The 19,109-nt window shown below is 61.4% G+C and carries 11 protein-coding genes, 1 tRNA gene and 2 pseudogenes; all 14 read left to right on the forward strand.

Annotation, left to right across the window (positions count from 1 at the left end; genetic code table 11):
• The first annotated feature begins 15 nt into the window (after window positions 1-15).
• The 14 genes and pseudogenes from dnaG to pqqB all read left to right on the forward strand — a co-directional run bounded on the left by dnaG (window position 16) and on the right by pqqB (window position 19,109).
• Entirely contained in the window at window positions 16-1,995 is a 1,980-nt protein-coding gene (gene dnaG / locus APH25_RS18070; protein ID WP_060482874.1) for a DNA primase, read from the forward strand.
• A gap of 67 nt (window positions 1,996-2,062) precedes the next feature.
• The gene (rpoD, locus tag APH25_RS18075; RefSeq protein WP_060482875.1) at window positions 2,063-3,910 is read left to right on the forward strand and encodes an RNA polymerase sigma factor RpoD; all 1,848 of its coding nucleotides are present in this window, start codon (window positions 2,063-2,065) and stop codon (window positions 3,908-3,910) included.
• 201 nt (window positions 3,911-4,111) lie between these two features.
• Window positions 4,112-7,063: pseudogene (locus tag APH25_RS18080) on the forward strand (EAL domain-containing protein); the annotation flags it as partial.
• Window positions 7,064-7,080: 17 nt separating this feature from the next.
• Window positions 7,081-7,157, forward strand: a tRNA-Ile gene (locus tag APH25_RS18085).
• A 443-nt stretch (window positions 7,158-7,600) separates the two neighbouring features.
• Window positions 7,601-9,157 (forward strand): OmpA family protein, encoded by a 1,557-nt coding sequence (locus tag APH25_RS18090; RefSeq protein WP_060482876.1) that lies wholly within the window; start codon window positions 7,601-7,603, stop codon window positions 9,155-9,157.
• A gap of 12 nt (window positions 9,158-9,169) precedes the next feature.
• Window positions 9,170-11,047, forward strand: a complete 1,878-nt coding sequence (locus APH25_RS18095) for a hypothetical protein (RefSeq protein WP_060482877.1) — start codon at window positions 9,170-9,172, stop codon at window positions 11,045-11,047.
• A 56-nt stretch (window positions 11,048-11,103) separates the two neighbouring features.
• Window positions 11,104-11,937 (forward strand): hypothetical protein, encoded by an 834-nt coding sequence (locus tag APH25_RS18100; protein ID WP_060482878.1) that lies wholly within the window; start codon window positions 11,104-11,106, stop codon window positions 11,935-11,937.
• A 54-nt stretch (window positions 11,938-11,991) separates the two neighbouring features.
• On the forward strand, window positions 11,992-12,453 hold the full coding sequence (locus APH25_RS18105) for an Lrp/AsnC family transcriptional regulator (RefSeq protein WP_060482879.1): 462 nt from the start codon (window positions 11,992-11,994) through the stop codon (window positions 12,451-12,453).
• A gap of 253 nt (window positions 12,454-12,706) precedes the next feature.
• Window positions 12,707-12,835: pseudogene (locus APH25_RS25110) on the forward strand (DUF4172 domain-containing protein); the annotation flags it as partial.
• Between the two features lie 261 nt (window positions 12,836-13,096).
• The gene (locus APH25_RS18110; protein ID WP_028633639.1) at window positions 13,097-14,779 is read left to right on the forward strand and encodes an NAD(P)/FAD-dependent oxidoreductase; all 1,683 of its coding nucleotides are present in this window, start codon (window positions 13,097-13,099) and stop codon (window positions 14,777-14,779) included.
• Window positions 14,780-14,792: 13 nt separating this feature from the next.
• Window positions 14,793-15,587 carry a carbon-nitrogen hydrolase family protein gene (locus APH25_RS18115; RefSeq protein ID WP_060482880.1) on the forward strand — a complete coding sequence of 265 codons (795 nt, stop codon included), beginning with the start codon at window positions 14,793-14,795 and terminating at the stop codon, window positions 15,585-15,587.
• Window positions 15,580-17,883, forward strand: a complete 2,304-nt coding sequence (gene pqqF, locus APH25_RS18120; RefSeq protein WP_060482881.1) for a pyrroloquinoline quinone biosynthesis protein PqqF — start codon at window positions 15,580-15,582, stop codon at window positions 17,881-17,883. The genes APH25_RS18115 and pqqF overlap by 8 nt, the downstream gene beginning before the upstream one ends.
• Window positions 17,884-18,041: 158 nt before the next feature.
• The gene (gene pqqA / locus APH25_RS25115; protein ID WP_003243383.1) at window positions 18,042-18,113 is read left to right on the forward strand and encodes a pyrroloquinoline quinone precursor peptide PqqA; all 72 of its coding nucleotides are present in this window, start codon (window positions 18,042-18,044) and stop codon (window positions 18,111-18,113) included.
• Between the two features lie 84 nt (window positions 18,114-18,197).
• Window positions 18,198-19,109 carry a pyrroloquinoline quinone biosynthesis protein PqqB gene (gene pqqB / locus APH25_RS18125; protein ID WP_060482882.1) on the forward strand — a complete coding sequence of 304 codons (912 nt, stop codon included), beginning with the start codon at window positions 18,198-18,200 and terminating at the stop codon, window positions 19,107-19,109.

Raw genomic sequence — 19,109 nt, forward strand, 5'->3', positions numbered from 1 at the left:
ATTGACGAGACTGCCATGGCCGGGCTGATTCCCCAAAGCTTCATTGACGACCTGATCAACCGCCTCGACATCGTCGATGTGGTGAGTTCACGCGTGCAACTGAAAAAGGCCGGCAAGAACTACTCGGCCTGCTGCCCGTTCCACAAGGAAAAAACCCCGTCCTTCACGGTCAGCCCCGACAAGCAGTTCTACTACTGCTTCGGCTGTGGTGCCGGTGGCAACGCCCTTGGCTTCGTCATGGACCACGACAACCTGGATTTCCCCCAGGCCGTGGAAGAGCTCGCCCGCGCCGCCGGCATGGAAGTACCCCGCGAGCAAGGCCGGCGTGACCACAAACCACGCCAGCCAACCGATTCGCCGTTGTACCCGCTGCTGGACGCCGCCTCGGAGTTCTACCGCCAGGCGCTGCGCAATCACCCTACCCGCAAGGCAGCTGTGGACTACCTCAAGGGCCGCGGCCTGTCCGGCGAAGTGGCCCGCGACTTTGGCCTGGGTTTCGCGCCACCGGGCTGGGACAACCTGCTCAAGCACCTGGGCGCCGACACCCTGCAGCAAAAGGTCATGATCGATGCCGGGCTGCTGATCGAGAACGCTGAAAGCGGCAAGCGTTACGACCGTTTCCGCGACCGGGTGATGTTCCCCATTCGCGACAGCCGCGGCCGCATCATCGCCTTCGGTGGCCGGGTGCTGGGCGACGACAAGCCCAAATACCTGAACTCCCCGGAAACGCCTGTGTTCCACAAGGGCCAGGAGCTGTACGGGCTGTATGAAGCACGCAAGCACAACCGCAACCTCGACGAAATCATCGTGGTGGAGGGCTACATGGACGTCATCGCCCTGGCCCAGCAAGGCCTGCGCAATGCCGTGGCCACGCTTGGCACCGCCACCAGCGAAGAACACCTCAAGCGCCTGTTCAGGGTGGTGCCCAGCGTGCTGTTCTGTTTCGACGGCGACCAGGCCGGGCGTAAAGCGGCCTGGCGCGCCCTCGAATCAACCTTGTCGAACCTGCAGGATGGGCGCCGTGCGCGCTTCCTGTTTCTGCCCGAAGGCGAGGACCCAGACAGCCTGGTGCGGGCAGAAGGCACAGATGCGTTCAAGGCGCGCATCAACCAGCACGCCCAGCCGCTGGCCGACTATTTCTTCGAGCAATTGAGCCTGGAAGCAGACCCGCGCTCGCTCGAGGGCAAAGCGCACATGGCGACGCTGGCTGCACCGTTGATCGAAAAAATCCCGGGTGCCAACCTGCGCCAACTGATGCGCAACCGCCTCAGGGAGATCACCGGGCTGGACCTGCAGCAGGTCGAGCAACTGGCCCAGCAGGCACCGCCCCCCAGCAGCGCACCGGACTACGACCCGGGCTACGATTACGATGCCATGGTCAGCTATACCGCCGATTATGGCGACATGCCGCAACCGGACTACACTGCCGCCCACCAGGAGCAGGCTTGGACGCCAAAAAAAGGCGGTGGCAAGAAACCCTGGAGCGACAAGCCGTGGGACAAGAACCGCAAAGGTGGCAAGCCTTGGCAACGCGACGAGGCGCCGCCGCGCGTACCGGCGCCGGTAGAGCCGCCCACACTGGCCGCCCTGCGCACATTGCTGCACCACCCGCTGCTGGCAGGCAAAGTTGAAGACGCCAGCCATTTTGCCGATGAAGAACACCTGTACAGTCAGTTGCTGGTGGCACTGATCGAAGCCGCACAGAAAAATCCTGGGCTAAGCTCAATGCAGTTGATCGCACGCTGGCACGGCACCGAACAAGGCCGCCTGCTACGGGCGCTGGCAGAAAAGGAATGGCTGATCGTGGCCGACAGCCTTGAACAACAGTTTTTCGACACCATTACTAGCTTGTCCGCCCGCCAACGCGAGCGCAGCCTGGAACAACTGCTCAGGAAATCACGTCAAAGCGAATTGACCAGCGAGGAAAAAACCCAGCTTCTCGCCCTGCTGAGCCGTAATGTTCCCGCACAAACGCCGACCTCATCTGGCGCGTGAGGCCCATGCTCGGGTATAATCCTCGGCTTGTTTTTTGCCCGCCAAGACCTTCAGTGGATAGGGTGTTATGTCCGGAAAAGCGCAACAGCAGTCTCGTATCAAAGAGTTGATCACCCGCGGTCGTGAGCAGGGCTACCTGACTTACGCGGAGGTCAACGACCACCTGCCCGAGGATATTTCAGATCCGGAGCAGGTGGAAGACATCATCCGCATGATCAACGACATGGGGATCAACGTATTCGAGAGTGCTCCGGATGCGGATGCCCTTCTGTTGGCGGAAGCCGACACCGACGAAGCCGCGGCCGAAGAAGCCGCTGCTGCGTTGGCGGCAGTTGAGACCGATATTGGCCGCACGACCGACCCAGTGCGCATGTACATGCGTGAAATGGGTACCGTCGAGCTGCTGACCCGTGAAGGCGAAATCGAAATCGCCAAGCGTATCGAGGAAGGCATCCGTGAAGTCATGGGCGCCATCGCTCACTTCCCGGGTACTGTCGACTACATCCTCGGCGAATACGACCGCGTGACCACCGAAGGTGGCCGCTTGTCGGACGTTCTCAGCGGTTACATCGACCCTGACGACAATATCGCCGCGCCTACCGAAGAAGTCCCTGTTCCAGGCGCCAAGGCTGCCGCGACCAAGGAAGAATCGGAAGACGAAGAAGAAGAGTCCGACAGCGACGACGAGGAAGAGACCGAGAGCGGTCCAGACCCGGAAGTCGCGCGTCAGCGCTTTGGGGCTGTCTCCGACCAGCTTCAGGTCACCAACAAGGTGGTCAAGAAGCACGGTCGTGGCCACAAGGAAAGCGTCGCAGCCCTGCAGGCACTGGCCGATCTGTTCATGCCGATCAAGCTGGTCCCCAAGCAGTTCGAAGTGCTGGTCGAGCGTGTTCGCGATGCCCTGAGCCGCCTGCGTCAGCAGGAACGCGCCATCATGCAGCTGTGCGTGCGTGATGCCCGCATGCCTCGTGCCGACTTCCTGCGCATGTTCCCAAGCAACGAAACCGATCAGACCTGGAGCGGTGACCTTGCCAAGCGCAACACCAAATGGGCTGCCGCCCTGGGTGAAAAGGACGCGGCCATCGTCGCCTGCCAGCAGAAGCTGATCGACCTTGAAAACGAAAGCGGCCTGACCGTTGCCGAGATCAAGGAAATCAACCGTCGCATGTCCATCGGCGAAGCCAAGGCTCGCCGCGCCAAGAAAGAAATGGTCGAGGCGAACCTGCGTCTGGTGATCTCCATCGCCAAGAAGTACACCAACCGTGGCCTGCAGTTCCTGGACCTGATCCAGGAGGGCAACATCGGCTTGATGAAGGCGGTGGACAAGTTCGAATACCGTCGTGGCTACAAGTTCTCCACCTACGCCACCTGGTGGATTCGTCAGGCGATTACCCGCTCCATCGCCGACCAGGCGCGCACCATCCGTATTCCGGTGCACATGATCGAGACGATCAACAAGCTCAACCGTATTTCCCGGCAGATGCTGCAGGAAATGGGTCGCGAACCGACCCCGGAAGAGCTGGGCGAGCGCATGGAAATGCCTGAGGACAAGATCCGCAAGGTATTGAAGATCGCCAAAGAGCCGATCTCCATGGAAACCCCGATCGGTGACGATGAAGATTCGCACCTGGGTGACTTCATCGAGGACTCGACCATGCAGTCCCCGATCGACGTTGCCACGGTCGAAAGCCTCAAGGAAGCCACCCGTGACGTGCTCTCGGGCCTGACCGCACGCGAAGCCAAGGTGCTGCGCATGCGCTTCGGTATCGACATGAACACCGACCACACCCTCGAAGAGGTGGGCAAGCAGTTTGACGTGACCCGTGAGCGGATCCGTCAGATCGAAGCGAAGGCGCTGCGCAAGCTTCGCCACCCCACCCGCAGCGAGCACCTGCGCTCCTTCCTCGACGAGTGACGGCGTAGCGTTAACGTATTGGGGCCGCTTTTGCGGCCCCAATTGCGTCTGCGGCAAAGCAAAAGGCCACCAGCGCATCGGCGCGCGCAAGGCCCTGTAACCCTTAAAAAAACTCCCCTTCCCAAGCCTACGCTTGCGGCATTGGCCGTCTACACTCGTTTCAGAACTTCTGAACGCGAGGCCGCTATGCCCCTGATGCCGGCCAACCTGGTGCTGTACGGCTTACCCACGGTACTGTTGCTGATGATGGTGCTGGCCGTTGTCATGCGTATCAATCGGCGCCTCAGCTCGGAAATTTCCCGCCGTATTGCCCTGGAACAGGAGCTGCGCAGCAGCGAGTACCACTACCGCGGCCTGGTCGAAAGCCTGTCGGCTATTGCCTGGGAGGCGGACGCCAACGACTTCACCTTCAGTTATGTGTCCCCCCACGCCGAAAACCTGCTCGGCTACCCGCTGAGCGACTGGCTCAAGCCCGGTTTCTGGCGCAGCATTCTGCACGCTGACGACGCTCTCTGGGCGCAAGCCTATTGCGACAGCGAGACCGCGGCTGGGCGAGACCACAGCCTGGACTACCGGGTTATACGCGCCGACGGCCAGCCGCTGTGGGTACGCAATATCGTCAGCATGATCAAACACGGCCACCAGCCCGTCATACGCGGCCTGATGATCGACATCAGCGAAACCAAGCGCACCGAAGATGCCCTGCGCTTGTCCGAACAGAAGTTTGCCTCGGTGTTTCAACAATGCCCGGACATCCTGCTGATCGCACGCCACAGCGATGGCTGCCTGCTGGAAGTGAACGAAGCGTTCGAAGAGCAGATTGGCCTTACGCCAGGCGAAGTGATAGGCCGTACGGCGACCGAACTCAACCTCTGGGCCGTGGCGGGTACAGGCCCACTGCTACTCGAGCGCCTGCACAAGGGCGGTATCCGCAACCTGGAGATGAGCTTCCGCCGCAGCAATGGCCAGTTGTTCACAGGCCTTACCTCCGCTGAAACCTTCGAGCTGGACGGTACGCCCGCGCTGGTGGTGGCCGTGCGAGACATCAGCCAGCTCAAGGAAACCCAGGAACAGCTGCAAACCTCTGAGGAGAAGTTCGCCAAAGCTTTCCACGCCTCCCCAGACGGCCTGCTGTTGTCGCGCCAGAGCGATGGCCTGCTGCTGGAAGTGAACGAAGGTTTCTGCCGGCTTACCGGTTACGCACTCAACCCGACCATTGACCAGACCTCGCTCGATCTGGGCATCTGGGTAGACCTGAACGAGCGCAAACGCCTGCTTGCCCGGCTCAACCAGGATGGGTTCGTGCGCGACTTCACCTGCCACATACGCCGCAGCGACGGGCAGATCCGGCTGTGTGAGCTGTCTGCACGCCCGCTGCCGATTGCCGGCACCGACTGCATGTTGACCATCGCCCGCGACATCACCGAACGCCACCTGATGCAGGAAAAACTGCAACTGGCGGCCACGGTATTCGAGAACACCGCCGAGGGCGTGCTGATCACCGACATTGACCAGCGCATCAGTGCGGTCAACCGCGCCTTCAGTGAAATCACTGGCTACAGTGAAATCGAGGCCCTGGGCCAGACCCCTCGCCTGCTCGCGTCCGGTCAGCATGACAGTGCGTTCTACGCGGCCTTGTGGCATCAGCTGACCGCCGAGGGCCACTGGCAAGGTGAAATCTACAACAAGCGCAAGAACGGTGAGTTTTACCCCAGCTGGCTCACCATCAGCGCCGTGCGCAACACAGAGCGGGACATCACCCACTTCGTTGCAGTATTCGCCGACATTTCCAGTATCAAGCACGCCCAGGCCAAACTGGACTATCAAGCCCACCATGACCCGCTAACCGGCCTGCCCAACCGCGCCCTGTTCGAGAACCGCCTGCAAGCCGTGCTCACCTGTGCGCAAGTGTCCAACCGCCAGGGCGCAGTGCTGTTCCTCGACCTCGACCGTTTCAAGCACATCAACGACAGCCTCGGCCACCCAGTCGGTGACCTGTTGCTCAAGGGTATCGCCCAACGCCTCAAGGAGCAGGTGCGCGACGTGGACACCGTCGCCCGCCTGGGTGGCGACGAGTTCATCATCCTGCTGCCCGGCCTGCACAAGCCCAGCGACGCCAGCTCCATCGCCAACAAGCTGCTGGCCTGCTTTAGTGCGCCATTCCAGGCTGGCGAGCACGAGTTTTTCACCAGTGCCAGCATTGGTATCAGCCTTTATCCACAGGACGGCACTGATGTTGCCACCCTGATCCGCAACGCCGACGCCGCCATGTACCGGTCCAAGGCCAAAGGTCGCAACCGGGTCGAAGCCTACACCTGCGACCTCACAGCCCAGGCCAGCGAACGCATCGCCCTGGAGCACGAGTTGCGGCGAGCCATCGAGCGCAACGAGATGAGCCTGTGTTTTCAGCCCAAACTCAGCCTGCAAACCCAGACCCTGGTCGGCGCAGAAGCCTTGATCCGCTGGAGCCACCCGACCTTTGGCGAAGTGCCCCCGGAGCACTTCATCCACCTGGCAGAAGAAAACGGCACCATACTCCAAATCGGCGATTGGGTACTGGAGCAGGCCTGCCGGCAGATGCAGGCCTGGAAACAACGCTACGAGCCTTTCGGCCCCCTGTCCATTAACCTGGCCGGCGCCCAGCTGCGCCAACCCCACCTGGCGCGCCGCATCGAGGCGCTACTCAAACAGCACCAGCTCAAGGCTGGCGACCTGCAACTGGAAATCACCGAGAACTTCATCATGAGCCAGGCCGAAGAGGCCCTGGCCGTGTTGCACCAGCTGAAAAGGCTCGGCGTGCAACTGGCCATCGATGACTTCGGCACCGGCTATTCGTCGCTCAGCTACCTCAAGCGCCTGCCGCTGGACATCCTGAAAATCGACAAGTCGTTCATTCGCGGCCTGCCAGACGACCCCCACGACGCCGCCATCGCCCGCGCAATCATCGCCCTGGGCCGCAGCATGCAGCTCACCATCATCGCCGAAGGCGTGGAGAACCAGGCCCAACAACGTTTCCTGGCAGCCGAGGGCTGCGAGCAGATCCAGGGCTACATCGTCAGCCTGCCGCTGATGCCTGACGAGTTCGCCGCCGCATTCCTTCGCATAGCACTATCGGATCTTTCAGATGGCACTGGTGCGCAACCCTCGTTATAATCCCGGCCTCCTACTGAGGGCCTATAGCTCAGTTGGTTAGAGCAGAGGACTCATAATCCTTTGGTCCACGGTTCGAGTCCGTGTGGGCCCACCAAACCAAAAGCCGCGTATAAACGCGGCTTTCGTGTTTTTGGCGATGCCCTCCCAGTTGAAGCCCTGTCGGGTGAGCGTACTCATCAGGCAGTGCGGCAAGGCTTCCCCGTCTAGATGGAATGCGAACAGCAACAAAAGCTGAATCGCAGCTGTTCACATCTTGATCGGGAAACATTAAGGTAACTAATTGCCACACACCGCCCTGGATGGCGCATAGCGCGGAACATGGAGCTGTTCTCCACTTCCCTCATGCCAAGATGCATGCACTCAACCTCGGCCCGCCCGCTATCCCTGGCGCAGCGTCGATTGGGTTACCGCCCCCAGAGCGCGAATTCTTGATAACGCCGTTACGACGATATCAACTGACATTTGCGGCCGAAGCTGAACCAGCTTCAGCTTACACGCTGGTATTCGCCAGGATTTGGCACGGGGAACTGAAAGGGAATGCTGAGCACGAAGACACTGCAATACACAGCGCTCGCCACGGCCATTACCATGGGGCTCAGTGGATGCGCGACGATTGACAAAACCCTGGGAGAGAACTCAGGCAAGTTCGCCTGCGGTGCCGGCGCTGTGCTGGGTTCGCTCGTCGTGGGGGGTGTGGTCGCTGCCTCTGGTGGTAACGGCAACCAGATCGCCGCCGGTGCTGTCGCGGGAGGCGCTTTGGGCTGCGGCGCGCTGTATGCGTATAAGCAGCGGGTCGATCGCCTGAGGGCTGTAGCTGCCGAGCAGGGCGTGAAGGCTGAAGTGCGAGAAGTCGAAATGGTCTCTGCCAGCGGCGACAAGAAGTCTGTCGGTGTGGAAGCCCAAATCGAAACGACCGAGATGTTCCCGTCGGGCTCGTCAACATTGACCAGTCAGGGCTACCGCAAACTGAGCGTAATGGCACAGGAATTTGCGCGTGATCGAACAGCCGCCCGACCCGGTGCCCCGACCAAGAAGCTCCTGGTCGTTGGCCACACTGACTCTTCAGGCAGTGCTGAACTTAACCAGAAACTGTCCGAGCAACGGGCTCGAACCGTCGCCGACATGATGGCCGCGATTGGCGTCCCGCCGCAGGATATTTTCTTTCAGGGCGCAGGGTCCGCACGGCCTGTGGCCGATAATACCTCCCTCGCCGGTAGAGCGAAAAACCGTCGGGTAGAGATCGTCGAAGTCGACAACGAGCAGGTGCTGGCGCAGCGCGTGCGCGAGGAGCGGTCGGGTGCCAGGTATCTGGCTCATGGCACGGCCGTCGCGCCCAAGGTCAAGGTTGAAAAGGCGGCCGCAAAGCGTGGCGCTGATTCCAGACCTACCCAGGTCGCCACAACTGCAAAGCAGCCGGTGAGCACGCCCACTCCTGCGCAAACCCCGGTTCTCAACGACAAGGCCCCCGCACTGCCAACCAGCCCTGGCGCAGAGGTGGTGGTCCAGCTTGCGGGCCAAGGCGGTATCGACTTCGGTGGCGTACCCGTCACCACCACCACCTCCATGCTGTCATCGAGCATACAACCGAAGCGTTCGACCTTTTCCTTGATCAGTTCGGCATACGCCAATGCTCCGGTCACCTCGTGCGTTGGGGACCTGCCGCGCGTGCAGGGCGAGGTGAAAAACCTTGCCACAGGTGTTGGGCTGAAAGCGTTCTCCACCACTGACTTCCTGCCCGGCCTGAATGGCGGTGTCTGGGCAAGCAAGGTCAATGGCCACGTGGCTGCAGTAGGTCCTGTTGCCGTGCTGCGCGACACCGGTGCCGCGGCTGGTGCTCCGGTCATGCAGTTCATCACCAACGTCGGTACCGCCCAGAAGACAAACTCTGCCCCGGTCAAGTCGGTCGCCAACACCTATGAAGGTGAAACCCAGGTGCTGTACCGCGTCTTCGCGCTCGACCAAAAAAACACGCCGGTTTCATGCATGGACATCGTGTTCGACAAACGTGCAGGCAAGGCCGTCGCTGGCGAAATCTACTACCCGAAACAGGGTGACGCCTACGTGGCGCAGTTCCAACCGCTGAAGCGCGGCTAAGGAGAAGTACCCATGCTTGAAACCATTCAGACGTTTTTTGCCAGCTATTGGCATATCGTCCTGCCCATCGTTCTGCTGATATTTTTGACCATCCCGATCATCATCAACTGGTATGAGGTGCGCTACGCCCTGATGAAGGCGCGTATCAATGCCCCTTGGGTCGGTCGCCTGTCACATTGGGTCAAGAATCCGGGTTCGAAGGAGCTACCGACCCCGAAAAACCCGGAAGCGGTAGGCTTCTACGAGTCAGAGAGCCAGCTGAATCTGAAATACGAAACCTACTACCGCGACCACCAGCCGTCTGAAGCCCATTTCAAGCACTGCCAGAACTACCTGGGCAAGATCGGCGAAGACAACCGCAAAGAAAAAGGTTTCGGTATGTGGGCGATCATCATCGTACTGATGCTGATCGAGGCCACTGCTTTCGGTTACGCGCTTGCGCCCTTTGCCTTGACGCTGGCAACCCCCGACACGGCGGTAGCCGGCGCATTTGGCATCGGGTTGGTGATATCGATCATAGGTGTGTTTCTCTCCGAGTTCGCTGGCCGTCAGCTCTACCTCAACAGTATCGTCAGCAAGATCATGAGCTACGAGGAACTGCGTCACGGTGGCGCGGATGGCGACATGGTATCCCGTGACATCGTCACCATCGATAACACTCATATCGATGACGAGCGCCCGGAATATCAGCGCATGCTGAACCGTGTGAAGGTACCGCAGGATGGCGCCATGCCGGCCAAGCGTTACGGCATCGTTGTCGGCTATGCCGTATTTATTGTCATCCTGGCCGTCGCTGCGTTCTGGGTACGTGCTGAAACCCTCAATGCACAAGAGGCCGACCTGATCGCCAACCCACCGGCTGTGTCGCAAGGCGCCGACGACTTCCCTGCCAGCGGCCAGGATGACTTCCCGCTGCCAAGCGAGATGCAGTCCATCGCCAATGAGGCCGCTGGCAAATCAGCCCAGGACCAGATTGATGCGCTCCACCGCGCCAGCCTTGTCACGTTCGGGGTGCTGAGTTCGCTGTTCATCTTCATCCAGTTCACCTCGACCTTCCTGGCCTACAGCTTTGGCTTTGCCGGTACCTACTCGCGCAAGGCGTGGGAACGGGTGCACAAGTTCTCCAGTGCCAGTGAATTCGCGCGGTATCACCAAGCCAAAGCCCGCAGCATCGCCAATGACGCCCAGTCGGCCCTCGGCAAACTCCAGGCGCTTCAGCTGGCACAATTTCGCGTGAAAGGGGGTGACCGCGAAGCGCTGCGCAAAGACAATGTTGCCCGTACATTCGCACGCTTTATTGAAGAGCAGGATGCAGGCAAGGCCTGGGCTGACCAGAAAGCCATTGCTGATCAACTGGGTAAAGACAGCAGGGCGGTATTGGAAAACTACATCAAGAAATCCACTGCAGACCTGAACACTGCAATTGCCAACAACGATGTTGCAAAAATCGATGAAATCATTCGTTTCGCCTTGCCGCGGATGAATCAGATCGAAGAGCTTTCTCTGATACAACTGTGCAATACCTTCAAAAGCGTAGCGAACACCTTCGTGGTACCCACCCCATCGGCCCCCGTTGTTGCCGCGCCAGCGCCTATGGCGCCCCCCACTGTAGCCGTTCAAGTGAATGTCCCCGTCGAAGCTCCACCGGTAATGGCCGTCATGCAGACTGGACGCGTCATCGAAGCGGCTCCAGCGGACACAGTCACTGGCGTACCCGATGCTCCTGCGCCCATGGCGGGTGGCTTTGACCCCCACCAGTTCGGTGACCTGACTGAGTTCCACGAGGATGACCTGCCTTTCGTGGCAACGACCAAAGGTATTGATCTTGAAACCATCAAGCGCGCTCGCCGTCTGCAACTGATGGTCAAGCAGAGCGGCCAGCGTGCCTGAGCCTGTGCTAAGCAGTTGCGTGACTGCGCAGCTGCTTTACTAAAAATGGAGGTTTCATGAACATCAAGAGCTTGGCCCTGGCGCTGCTACTCGTGCCAACCGCTCTGGTGGCGGCGGAGCGTAATGACGTTCCTAGCTGCTACGCCAACGCCCGCATCACCGAGTTCCGCACCGCGCCGTCCGGCCGGATGCTGACTGTTGTCGTTGACCAGACCACCCCGCTGACCCAGGACCTGCAGCGAACGGCCTGGGGGCACATCAAACGCTTTATGCAGCCAGGCGACAAGATTCGCCTCTACTCCTTCAGCGCGTACCTTGAAGGCCACTACACGCGCCTGCGCTACGCTGGCGAGCTGGAAAAACCGATTGATCCGAAAGTGCTGGGTAGCGTGCCGATGATGGCGACCCGTAAATTCGAATCCTGCCTCAAGAACCAGCCTGGGCAGATGTTCCAAGGCTTCGGCAGGGCCTTTGCCGCCACGATGGGCAAGTCGAGCTCCGATATTCCCCGCAGTGAAATCCTGTTCAGCCTGAAAGCCGTGGGAGAGGACCTGGCCAAGGCCGAAGGCGTCAGCGAGCATGTCATGCTGGTGATGTCCGATATGCTGGAGTACAGCGACTTTGGAAGTTTCTATCAGTCCAACGGCATCCGCCAAATCGATCCGAAGGTCGAGATCACCAAGGTGGAGAAGCAAAAATTGCTGGCGGACTTTCAAGGCGCGCGGGTTTACATACATGGTGCAGCGTTTGTACCGACCACAGCCAAAAACGGCTACCGTAGCGGAAAAATGATCCAGAACCTGGAACAGTTCTGGCGTAGTTACTTCCAGGCGTCCAACGCCAGCCTGGCTGGTTTTGGCAATCCTGAACTGACGACGGCTGTCGAGTAGACCCGGAAGCCAGCACCCGGCGAACCCTGACCCTCAAAACCGCAGAGAATCACCATGCCGGACTCCCGCCCGCTTGCGCTGGACGAAATCGACCGCCAGCTCATTGCCCTGCTGCAGCTAAATGCCCGCGAAAGCGTCGCCACCCTCGCCCGCCAACTGGGCATCGCCCGTACCACCGTCAATTCGCGCCTGGAGCGGCTGGAGAAGAACAAGGTCATCACCGGCTATGGCGTGCGCCTGGGGCAGCGGGTTATCGGCGGGGGGCTGCAGGCCTACGTGGGCATCAAGGTACAACCGCGCTCGGGCAAGGACGTGGTCAAGCGCCTGAGTGCCATGGGGCAGGTTCAGCAGCTGTGTGCAGTCAGCGGTGAGTTCGATTACGTGGCTTGGCTGCAGACCGATTCGCCTGAGCAGCTTGACCAGCTGCTTGACCAGATCGGCAGCCTGGACGGGGTGGAGAAAACCACCACGTCGATCATTCTCAGCAGCAAGGTCGAGCGCGGGCAGCCGGTTTAACCCGCTCGCTCTTCGATTCCGTGTGGGCCCATCAACTTGAAAGCCCCGGTTTGAGCTTTAGACAGTGAGCCAAATAGCAAGCATTATCGGCTCACTAGATGAGCCGAATAGGCTCCCTAATCGGCTCACAGATGAATGCCCTCATGAATGACTCGCTTTGGATCTGGCAGCACACAGAGTGATCGCACTTCAGCTGGCAAGCCGAAGCGCTTGCCCCGCTGCTACGCGCGTGCGCTCAGGCTCAGGGGCGTTTGTTGAGCAAGCTGTGGCCAAGGTTTCCAAAGCAACGGCGACCCGCCATTTGAGCGACCTGCTGGAAAAAGGCTGCATTGAGCGGCTGCCCGGTGGCGGGCGCAGCACCCGTTACAAGATCGCACGCTGAGCACCTGGGCCGGCCCTTGTTGCCATGGGCAGGCTCAGCAGCAAGGTCGAGCGCGGGCAGCCGATTTAACCCGCTCGCTTGGGTTTTATCAGAGCTTAATCGTCAAACTCTATTAATAACCAGTCATTTAGACGAAAACAAAGACAAAAAGACAACACTCTGCACCTTAATAACGACCACCCCACCTCCTAGAATGACCTCCAGCCTCCCCTATACTCAGGCTACGCCCCCTCGCGCAGCCGCTCTGGCAAGGTCCACTTCATGAACAAGAAAAACCGCCACCCCGCCGACGGCAAACAACCTGTCACCATCTTCGGCCCGGACTTTCCGTTCGCCTTCGATGACTGGCTGGAGCACCCTGCCGGCCTGGGCAGCATTCCGCCTGAGCGTCACGGCGAAGAAGTCGCCATCATCGGCGCAGGCATCGCCGGCCTGGTAGCGGCCTACGAATTGATGAAGCTGGGGCTCAAGCCTGTGGTATACGAGGCGTCGAAATTGGGCGGGCGCTTGCGCTCCCAGGCGTTCAACGGCACCGACGGCATCGTCGCCGAACTGGGCGGCATGCGCTTCCCGGTCTCGTCCACGGCGTTCTACCACTATGTGGACAAGCTCGGGCTGGAAACCAAACCCTTTCCCAACCCGCTGACAGCAGCCTCGGGCAGCACCGTGATCGACCTGGAAGGCCAGACCTACTACGCCGAAAGCGTTGCCGACCTGCCCAAACTGTTTCACGAAGTGGCAGATGCCTGGGCCGACGCGCTGGAGAGCGGGGCCCAGTTCGCCGACATTCAACAGGCTATCCGCGACCGCGATGTGCCGCGCCTGAAAGCGCTGTGGAACAAGCTGGTGCCACTGTGGGATGACCGCACGTTCTACGATTTTGTCGCCACCTCACGCTCGTTTGCCAAACTGAGCTTCCTGCACCGCGAGGTGTTCGGGCAGGTGGGCTTCGGCACAGGGGGATGGGACTCTGACTTCCCCAACTCGATGCTGGAAATTTTCCGCGTGGTGATGACCAACTGCGACGACCACCAGCACCTGATCGTGGGCGGCGTGGAGCAAGTCCCTCAAGGCATCTGGCGCCATCAGCCAGAGCAATGTGCGCACTGGCCACAGGGCACCAGCCTGAGTTCACTGCACGGCGGTGCACCGAGCACCGGGGTCAGGCGCATCGCCAGGGCGGCCGACGGGCGCCTGGCGGTCACCGACACCTGGGGAGGCACGCGCCACTATGGCGCGGTCCTTACCACCTGCCAGACCTGGCTGCTGACCACCCAGATCGACTGCGAAGAGTCGCTGTTTTCGCAGAAGATGTGGATGGCCCTCGACCGTACCCGCTACATGCAGTCTTCGAAGACCTTCGTCATGGTCGATCGGCCGTTCTGGAAAGACAAGGACCCGGAAACCGGTCGCGACCTGCTGAGCATGACCCTGACCGACCGCCTGACCCGGGGTACCTACCTGTTCGACAACGGTGATGACAAGCCGGGGGTGATCTGCCTGTCCTACGCCTGGATGAGCGACGCCTTGAAAATGCTGCCGCACCCTGTGGAAAAACGCGTGCAGCTGGCGCTCGATGCGTTAAAGAAGATCTACCCGAAAACAGACATTGCCGGCCATATCATCGGCGACCCGATCACCATCTCCTGGGAAGCCGACCCGTACTTCCTCGGCGCCTTCAAGGGTGCACTGCCGGGCCACTACCGCTACAACCAGCGCATGTATGCGCACTTCATGCAGCAGCACCTGCCCGCCGAGCAGCGCGGCATCTTTATCGCCGGCGACGACGTGTCGTGGACACCGGCCTGGGTGGAGGGCGCCGTGCAGACTTCGCTGAATGCGGTATGGGGTATCATCAACCACTTTGGTGGCAGCACCCACCCCGACAACCCCGGCCCGGGCGATGTGTTCGACGAGATCGGCCCCATCGCCCTGGCCGACTGACCCAGGAGGCGCCATGCACATCGCGCTGTTCCAAGGCACGCCCAGGCCGCTGGACGTGCCCGGCAACCTGCAGCGCCTGCGCCAGCAGGCCAGGCTGGCTGCCGAACAGGGCGCCGGCCTGCTGGTGTGCCCGGAAATGTTCCTCACCGGCTACAACATCGGCGCCGCGCAGGTGCAACGCCTGGCCGAGACCGAGGATGGCCCGTCGGCCATGCACGTGGTCGAGATCGCCCAGGCGTACCGCATCGCCATTGCCTACGGCTACCCGGAGCGGGGGGATGACGGGGCGATCTACAACAGCGTGCAGCTGGTCGACGCCCACGGTCGAAGCCTGAGCAACTATCGCAAAACCCACCTCTTCGGCGAACTTGACCGGGCCATGTTCAGCCAGGGGCCCGACCACTTTCCGGTTGTCGAGCTAAACGGCTGGAAGGTCGGCCTGCTGATCTGCTACGACATCGAGTTCCCGGAAAACGCACGCCGGCTGGCGCTGGGCGGTGCCGAGCTGATCCTGGTGCCCACGGCCAATATGGCCCCCTACGACTTCACCTGCCAGGTCACCGTGCGCGCCCGGGCGCAGGAAAACCAGTGTTACCTGGTCTATGCCAACTACTGTGGTTCGGAGGGCGACATTGATTACTGCGGGCAGAGCAGCATCGTTGCGCCGGACGGCAGCCTACTGGCCATGGCCGGCCACGACGAGTGCCTGCTGACAGCGCAGCTGGAATATGACCGGCTGATCCAGGGGCGTGAAGCGTTTCCCTACCTGCGTGACCTGCGCCAGGAACTGCACCGGCGCCATGCCTGACGCAATTCGGCACGTCACCCTGGCCAACGGCCTGCAACTGCGCTTGCGCCACGCCCCCCGGCTGAAGCGTGCGGCGGCGGCCATACGGGTGCATGCGGGTAACCATGATGCGCCGGGCAAGTGGCCAGGGCTGGCGCACTTTCTGGAGCATCTGTTCTTCCTGGGTACGCCGCAGTTTCCGCTGGAAGACGGCCTGATGCGCTACGTGCAAGGCGTGGGTGGTCAGGTCAATGCCAGCACCCGCGAGCGCACCACGGACTACTTTTTCGAAACCCCGCCTGCTGCGCTGGCAGGTGGGCTGGTGCGGCTGTGCCAGATGCTCGCCGAACCGGACCTTGGGGTTGCACGACAGCACCAGGAACGTGAGGTGATTCACGCCGAATTCATTGCCTGGTCGCGCAACCCGGCGGCGCAACAACAGTACGCCCTGCTGCAGTCGGTAGCATCCCACCACCCCCTGGGCGCTTTCCATGCCGGGAACCGCTATACGCTGCCAGTGCAGAATGTAGCTTTTCAGCAGGCGCTTGCAGGCTTTCACCAGCGTTACTATCAGGGCGGCCAGACCGTACTGGCCCTCTGCGGCCCCCAGCCGCTGGACGAGCTGGAGCAGTTGGGCAGGCAGCAGGGGCAGCGGTTTGCCAAAGGCGAGCGTGCGGAGCAGCCCCAGCCTGCGGCACTGGCGGCAAGTACGCACCCGCTGGTGTTCAGCCTGAACGCACTGCCCGAGGGGGCCGAGCAGGCCCTGGCACTGCTCACGGCCTGCCTCGGCGATAGCCGCCCCGGCACCTGGCTGGATGCGCTGCGCCAGCGCGGCTGGTTGCAGGGGTTCAATACCCAGACGTTGTATGGGTTTGCCGGGCAGTTGTTGTGGCATATCGACCTGAAACTAACCGCCGCCGCTTGCCGGGATGAAGCCACCGCACTGTTGCATGGCTGGTTCGGCTTCATTCGAGGGGCAGGCCTGGACGCGCTCAACCAGGGTTTCGGCCTGCTGCAGCAAAGCCGTGAACGCAGTGCGGGGGCACTGGAGCTGGCCCAGCGGGACAGCACTGGCCAGCCGTTCGCGCCGCTGGATACCCAAGGTAAGCGAGCCTTTGAGGCACTGCTCGCGGCATTGCCGAGTGGCAAGCATGGCCAATGGCAGCTACCACCGCCGGAGCCATTGCTTAGCGCAGGCTGGGCACAACGCAAAACTCAGCTGCTGCCCGGTTCCCTGCATGTGACCGAAGTACTGCCCTCCAAGCGGCAATATGCTGCACTCTACCTGCGCTGGAAGGTGCCAAGGGACCTGCTTCAGCCTTTGTATCCGGTTCTTGAGCGCGCACTGGCACCCTTACAGGAGCGCTGCGACCGAGCCTCGGTGCAATTGCGCCTGGCCAGCGTTGGCGACCACCTGCAACTGCGTTGTACCGGGCTGCCGTCAGCCGTGGCTTATGCAACCGAGCACGCGTTGATGGCGCTGCTACACCCCCCCGCCGATTGCTGGCAGCCGCCCATTACAGCGGCGTTGCCATTGATGCCTATACGCGCCTTGCTTGAGCAACTGCCAGCCGCCGTGCAGGGGGCAGCGCGTGTGTCGGCCACCGAAGGCACAGGTAATCAGCTACACCTCGACGCGCTGTGGCAGCAGGCAACCTGGCACGGCCTGGCCGTGGGGTTCGAGCCGGCCGCCCACAGTGCCATGGCCGCAGCGCTGCAGCAGTGCCCGGGCCAGGGCCAGGGCTCGGCCCCGGCGCCGCTGGCCCCCTGGGCCGCGCGACGCTGGCACCCGGTGCAGGTCCCAGGCAGTGAGCACGCCCTGCTGCTGTTCTGCCGGTTGCCTGCGGCCAGCGAAGCAGCCGGCCGCCTGCTGGCCCAGCTGCTGCAGGGGCCGGTGTACCAGCGCCTACGGGTAGAGCTGCAACTGGGCTATGCCGTATTCAGTGCCTTCCGCCAGGTGGAGGGGGCATACGGCCTGCTGTTTGGCGTGCAGTCGCCCCATGCCAGGCCGGCCGATGTTCTGGGGCACCTGATGGAGGTATTGAAAGGTGGCGTAACGCTGACGCCGAGCAGTCGCCAGGCCCTCGCAGCGCAGTTCGACGAAGCGGTCATGGTCAATGCCGAGGTCGCCGAATGGGCCTGGCAGACACACCTCGCTACACAACCCGTCAAGCTGGAAGCGTTGCCCAAGGCTATTCTGAAGGTGCGGCAGTCGGATCTGGACCAACTGCTAAGCGACCTGTTCAATGCAGATTGCCCCTGGCTCTGTTTGGCCAACGCTGCCGCGCCAGCCTCCCCCTGGCAGTGGGGTGAGTGATTGTTACGCAATATGCAACGGCACTTTTCAGATAATTAACCTTTCGGTACATAATTATCTTGTAAGATAGCGCAATCCGCGCTCAGGGAACCTCCTGCCCACGGCGGTACCCAAGTAGTAGCTGAGCAATCCGTAACCCCTTCCGAAGGAGTAATCCCATGTGGACCAAACCTGCATACACTGACCTGCGTATCGGCTTCGAAGTCACCATGTACTTCGCCAACCGCTAAGCCAGGCTTACGGTTTCACGCCTCGGCCTGCCGGGGCGTTTTCGTTTTTCCGACACGGTTTTCTGCACAGTAAAGAGAGTGCCCATGCATATCCAGGTTCTCGGCTCGGCCGCCGGTGGCGGGTTCCCGCAGTGGAACTGCAACTGCGTCAACTGCAAGGGCTTGCGTGACGGCACCCTGCGCGCCACAGCCCGCACCCAATCCTCCATTGCGCTATCCGACGACGGCGTGCACTGGGTATTGTGCAACGCCTCACCCGACATCCGTGCACAACTCCAGGCCTTCGCGCCCATGCAGCCGGCCCGCGCCCTGCGCGACACCGGGGTCAACGCCATCATCCTGCTGGACAGCCAGATCGACCACACCACCGGCCTGCTCAGCCTGCGCGAGGGCTGCCCGCACCAGGTGTGGTGCACCGACATGGTCCACCAAGACCTCACCACCGGGTTTCCGCTGTTCAACATGCTCAGCCACTGGAACGGCGGCCTGCAATGGAACCGCATAGCGCTCGAAGGCAGCTTCGTTGTCGAGGCCTGCCCGAACTTGCGCTTTACCCCCTTCCCGCTACGCAGCGCCGCGCCGCCGTACTCGCCCCACCGCTTCGACCCGCACCCTGGGGATAACCTCGGCCTGCTGGTGGAGGATACCCGTACGGGTGGCAAGCTGTTCTACGCACCGGGCCTGGGGCAGGTTGACGACAACCTGCTGGCGATGATGCAAGGCGCCGACTGCCTGCTGGTAGACGGCACCCTGTGGGAAGACGACGAGATGCAGCGCCGGGGCGTGGGCACGCGCACAGGCCGCGAAATGGGCCACCTGGCGCAGAATGGCAGCGGTGGCATGCTCGAAGTGCTGGACGCCTTCCCGCATCAACGCAAGGTGCTTATCCACATCAACAACACCAACCCGATTCTCGACGAGGACTCACCCGAGCGCGCCGAGGTGGTGCGCCGTGGCGTGGAAGTCGCCTTCGACGGCATGAGCATCGAGTTGTAA

Origin of the sequence: Pseudomonas sp. NBRC 111119 (assembly GCF_001320125.1) — a bacterium.
Lineage (GTDB): Bacteria > Pseudomonadota > Gammaproteobacteria > Pseudomonadales > Pseudomonadaceae > Aquipseudomonas > Aquipseudomonas parafulva.

Bases quoted from the DNA above. Each gene is read 5' to 3' on its own strand.
- dnaG (WP_060482874.1), top strand. From the start codon at position 16: ATGGCCGGGCTGATTCCCCAAAGCTTCATTGACGACCTGATCAACCGC.
- rpoD (WP_060482875.1), top strand. From the start codon at position 2,063: ATGTCCGGAAAAGCGCAACAGCAGTCTCGTATCAAAGAGTTGATCACC.
- APH25_RS18090 (WP_060482876.1), top strand. From the start codon at position 7,601: ATGCTGAGCACGAAGACACTGCAATACACAGCGCTCGCCACGGCCATT.
- APH25_RS18095 (WP_060482877.1), top strand. From the start codon at position 9,170: ATGCTTGAAACCATTCAGACGTTTTTTGCCAGCTATTGGCATATCGTC.
- APH25_RS18100 (WP_060482878.1), top strand. From the start codon at position 11,104: ATGAACATCAAGAGCTTGGCCCTGGCGCTGCTACTCGTGCCAACCGCT.
- APH25_RS18105 (WP_060482879.1), top strand. From the start codon at position 11,992: ATGCCGGACTCCCGCCCGCTTGCGCTGGACGAAATCGACCGCCAGCTC.
- APH25_RS18110 (WP_028633639.1), top strand. From the start codon at position 13,097: ATGAACAAGAAAAACCGCCACCCCGCCGACGGCAAACAACCTGTCACC.
- APH25_RS18115 (WP_060482880.1), top strand. From the start codon at position 14,793: ATGCACATCGCGCTGTTCCAAGGCACGCCCAGGCCGCTGGACGTGCCC.
- pqqF (WP_060482881.1), top strand. From the start codon at position 15,580: ATGCCTGACGCAATTCGGCACGTCACCCTGGCCAACGGCCTGCAACTG.
- pqqB (WP_060482882.1), top strand. From the start codon at position 18,198: ATGCATATCCAGGTTCTCGGCTCGGCCGCCGGTGGCGGGTTCCCGCAG.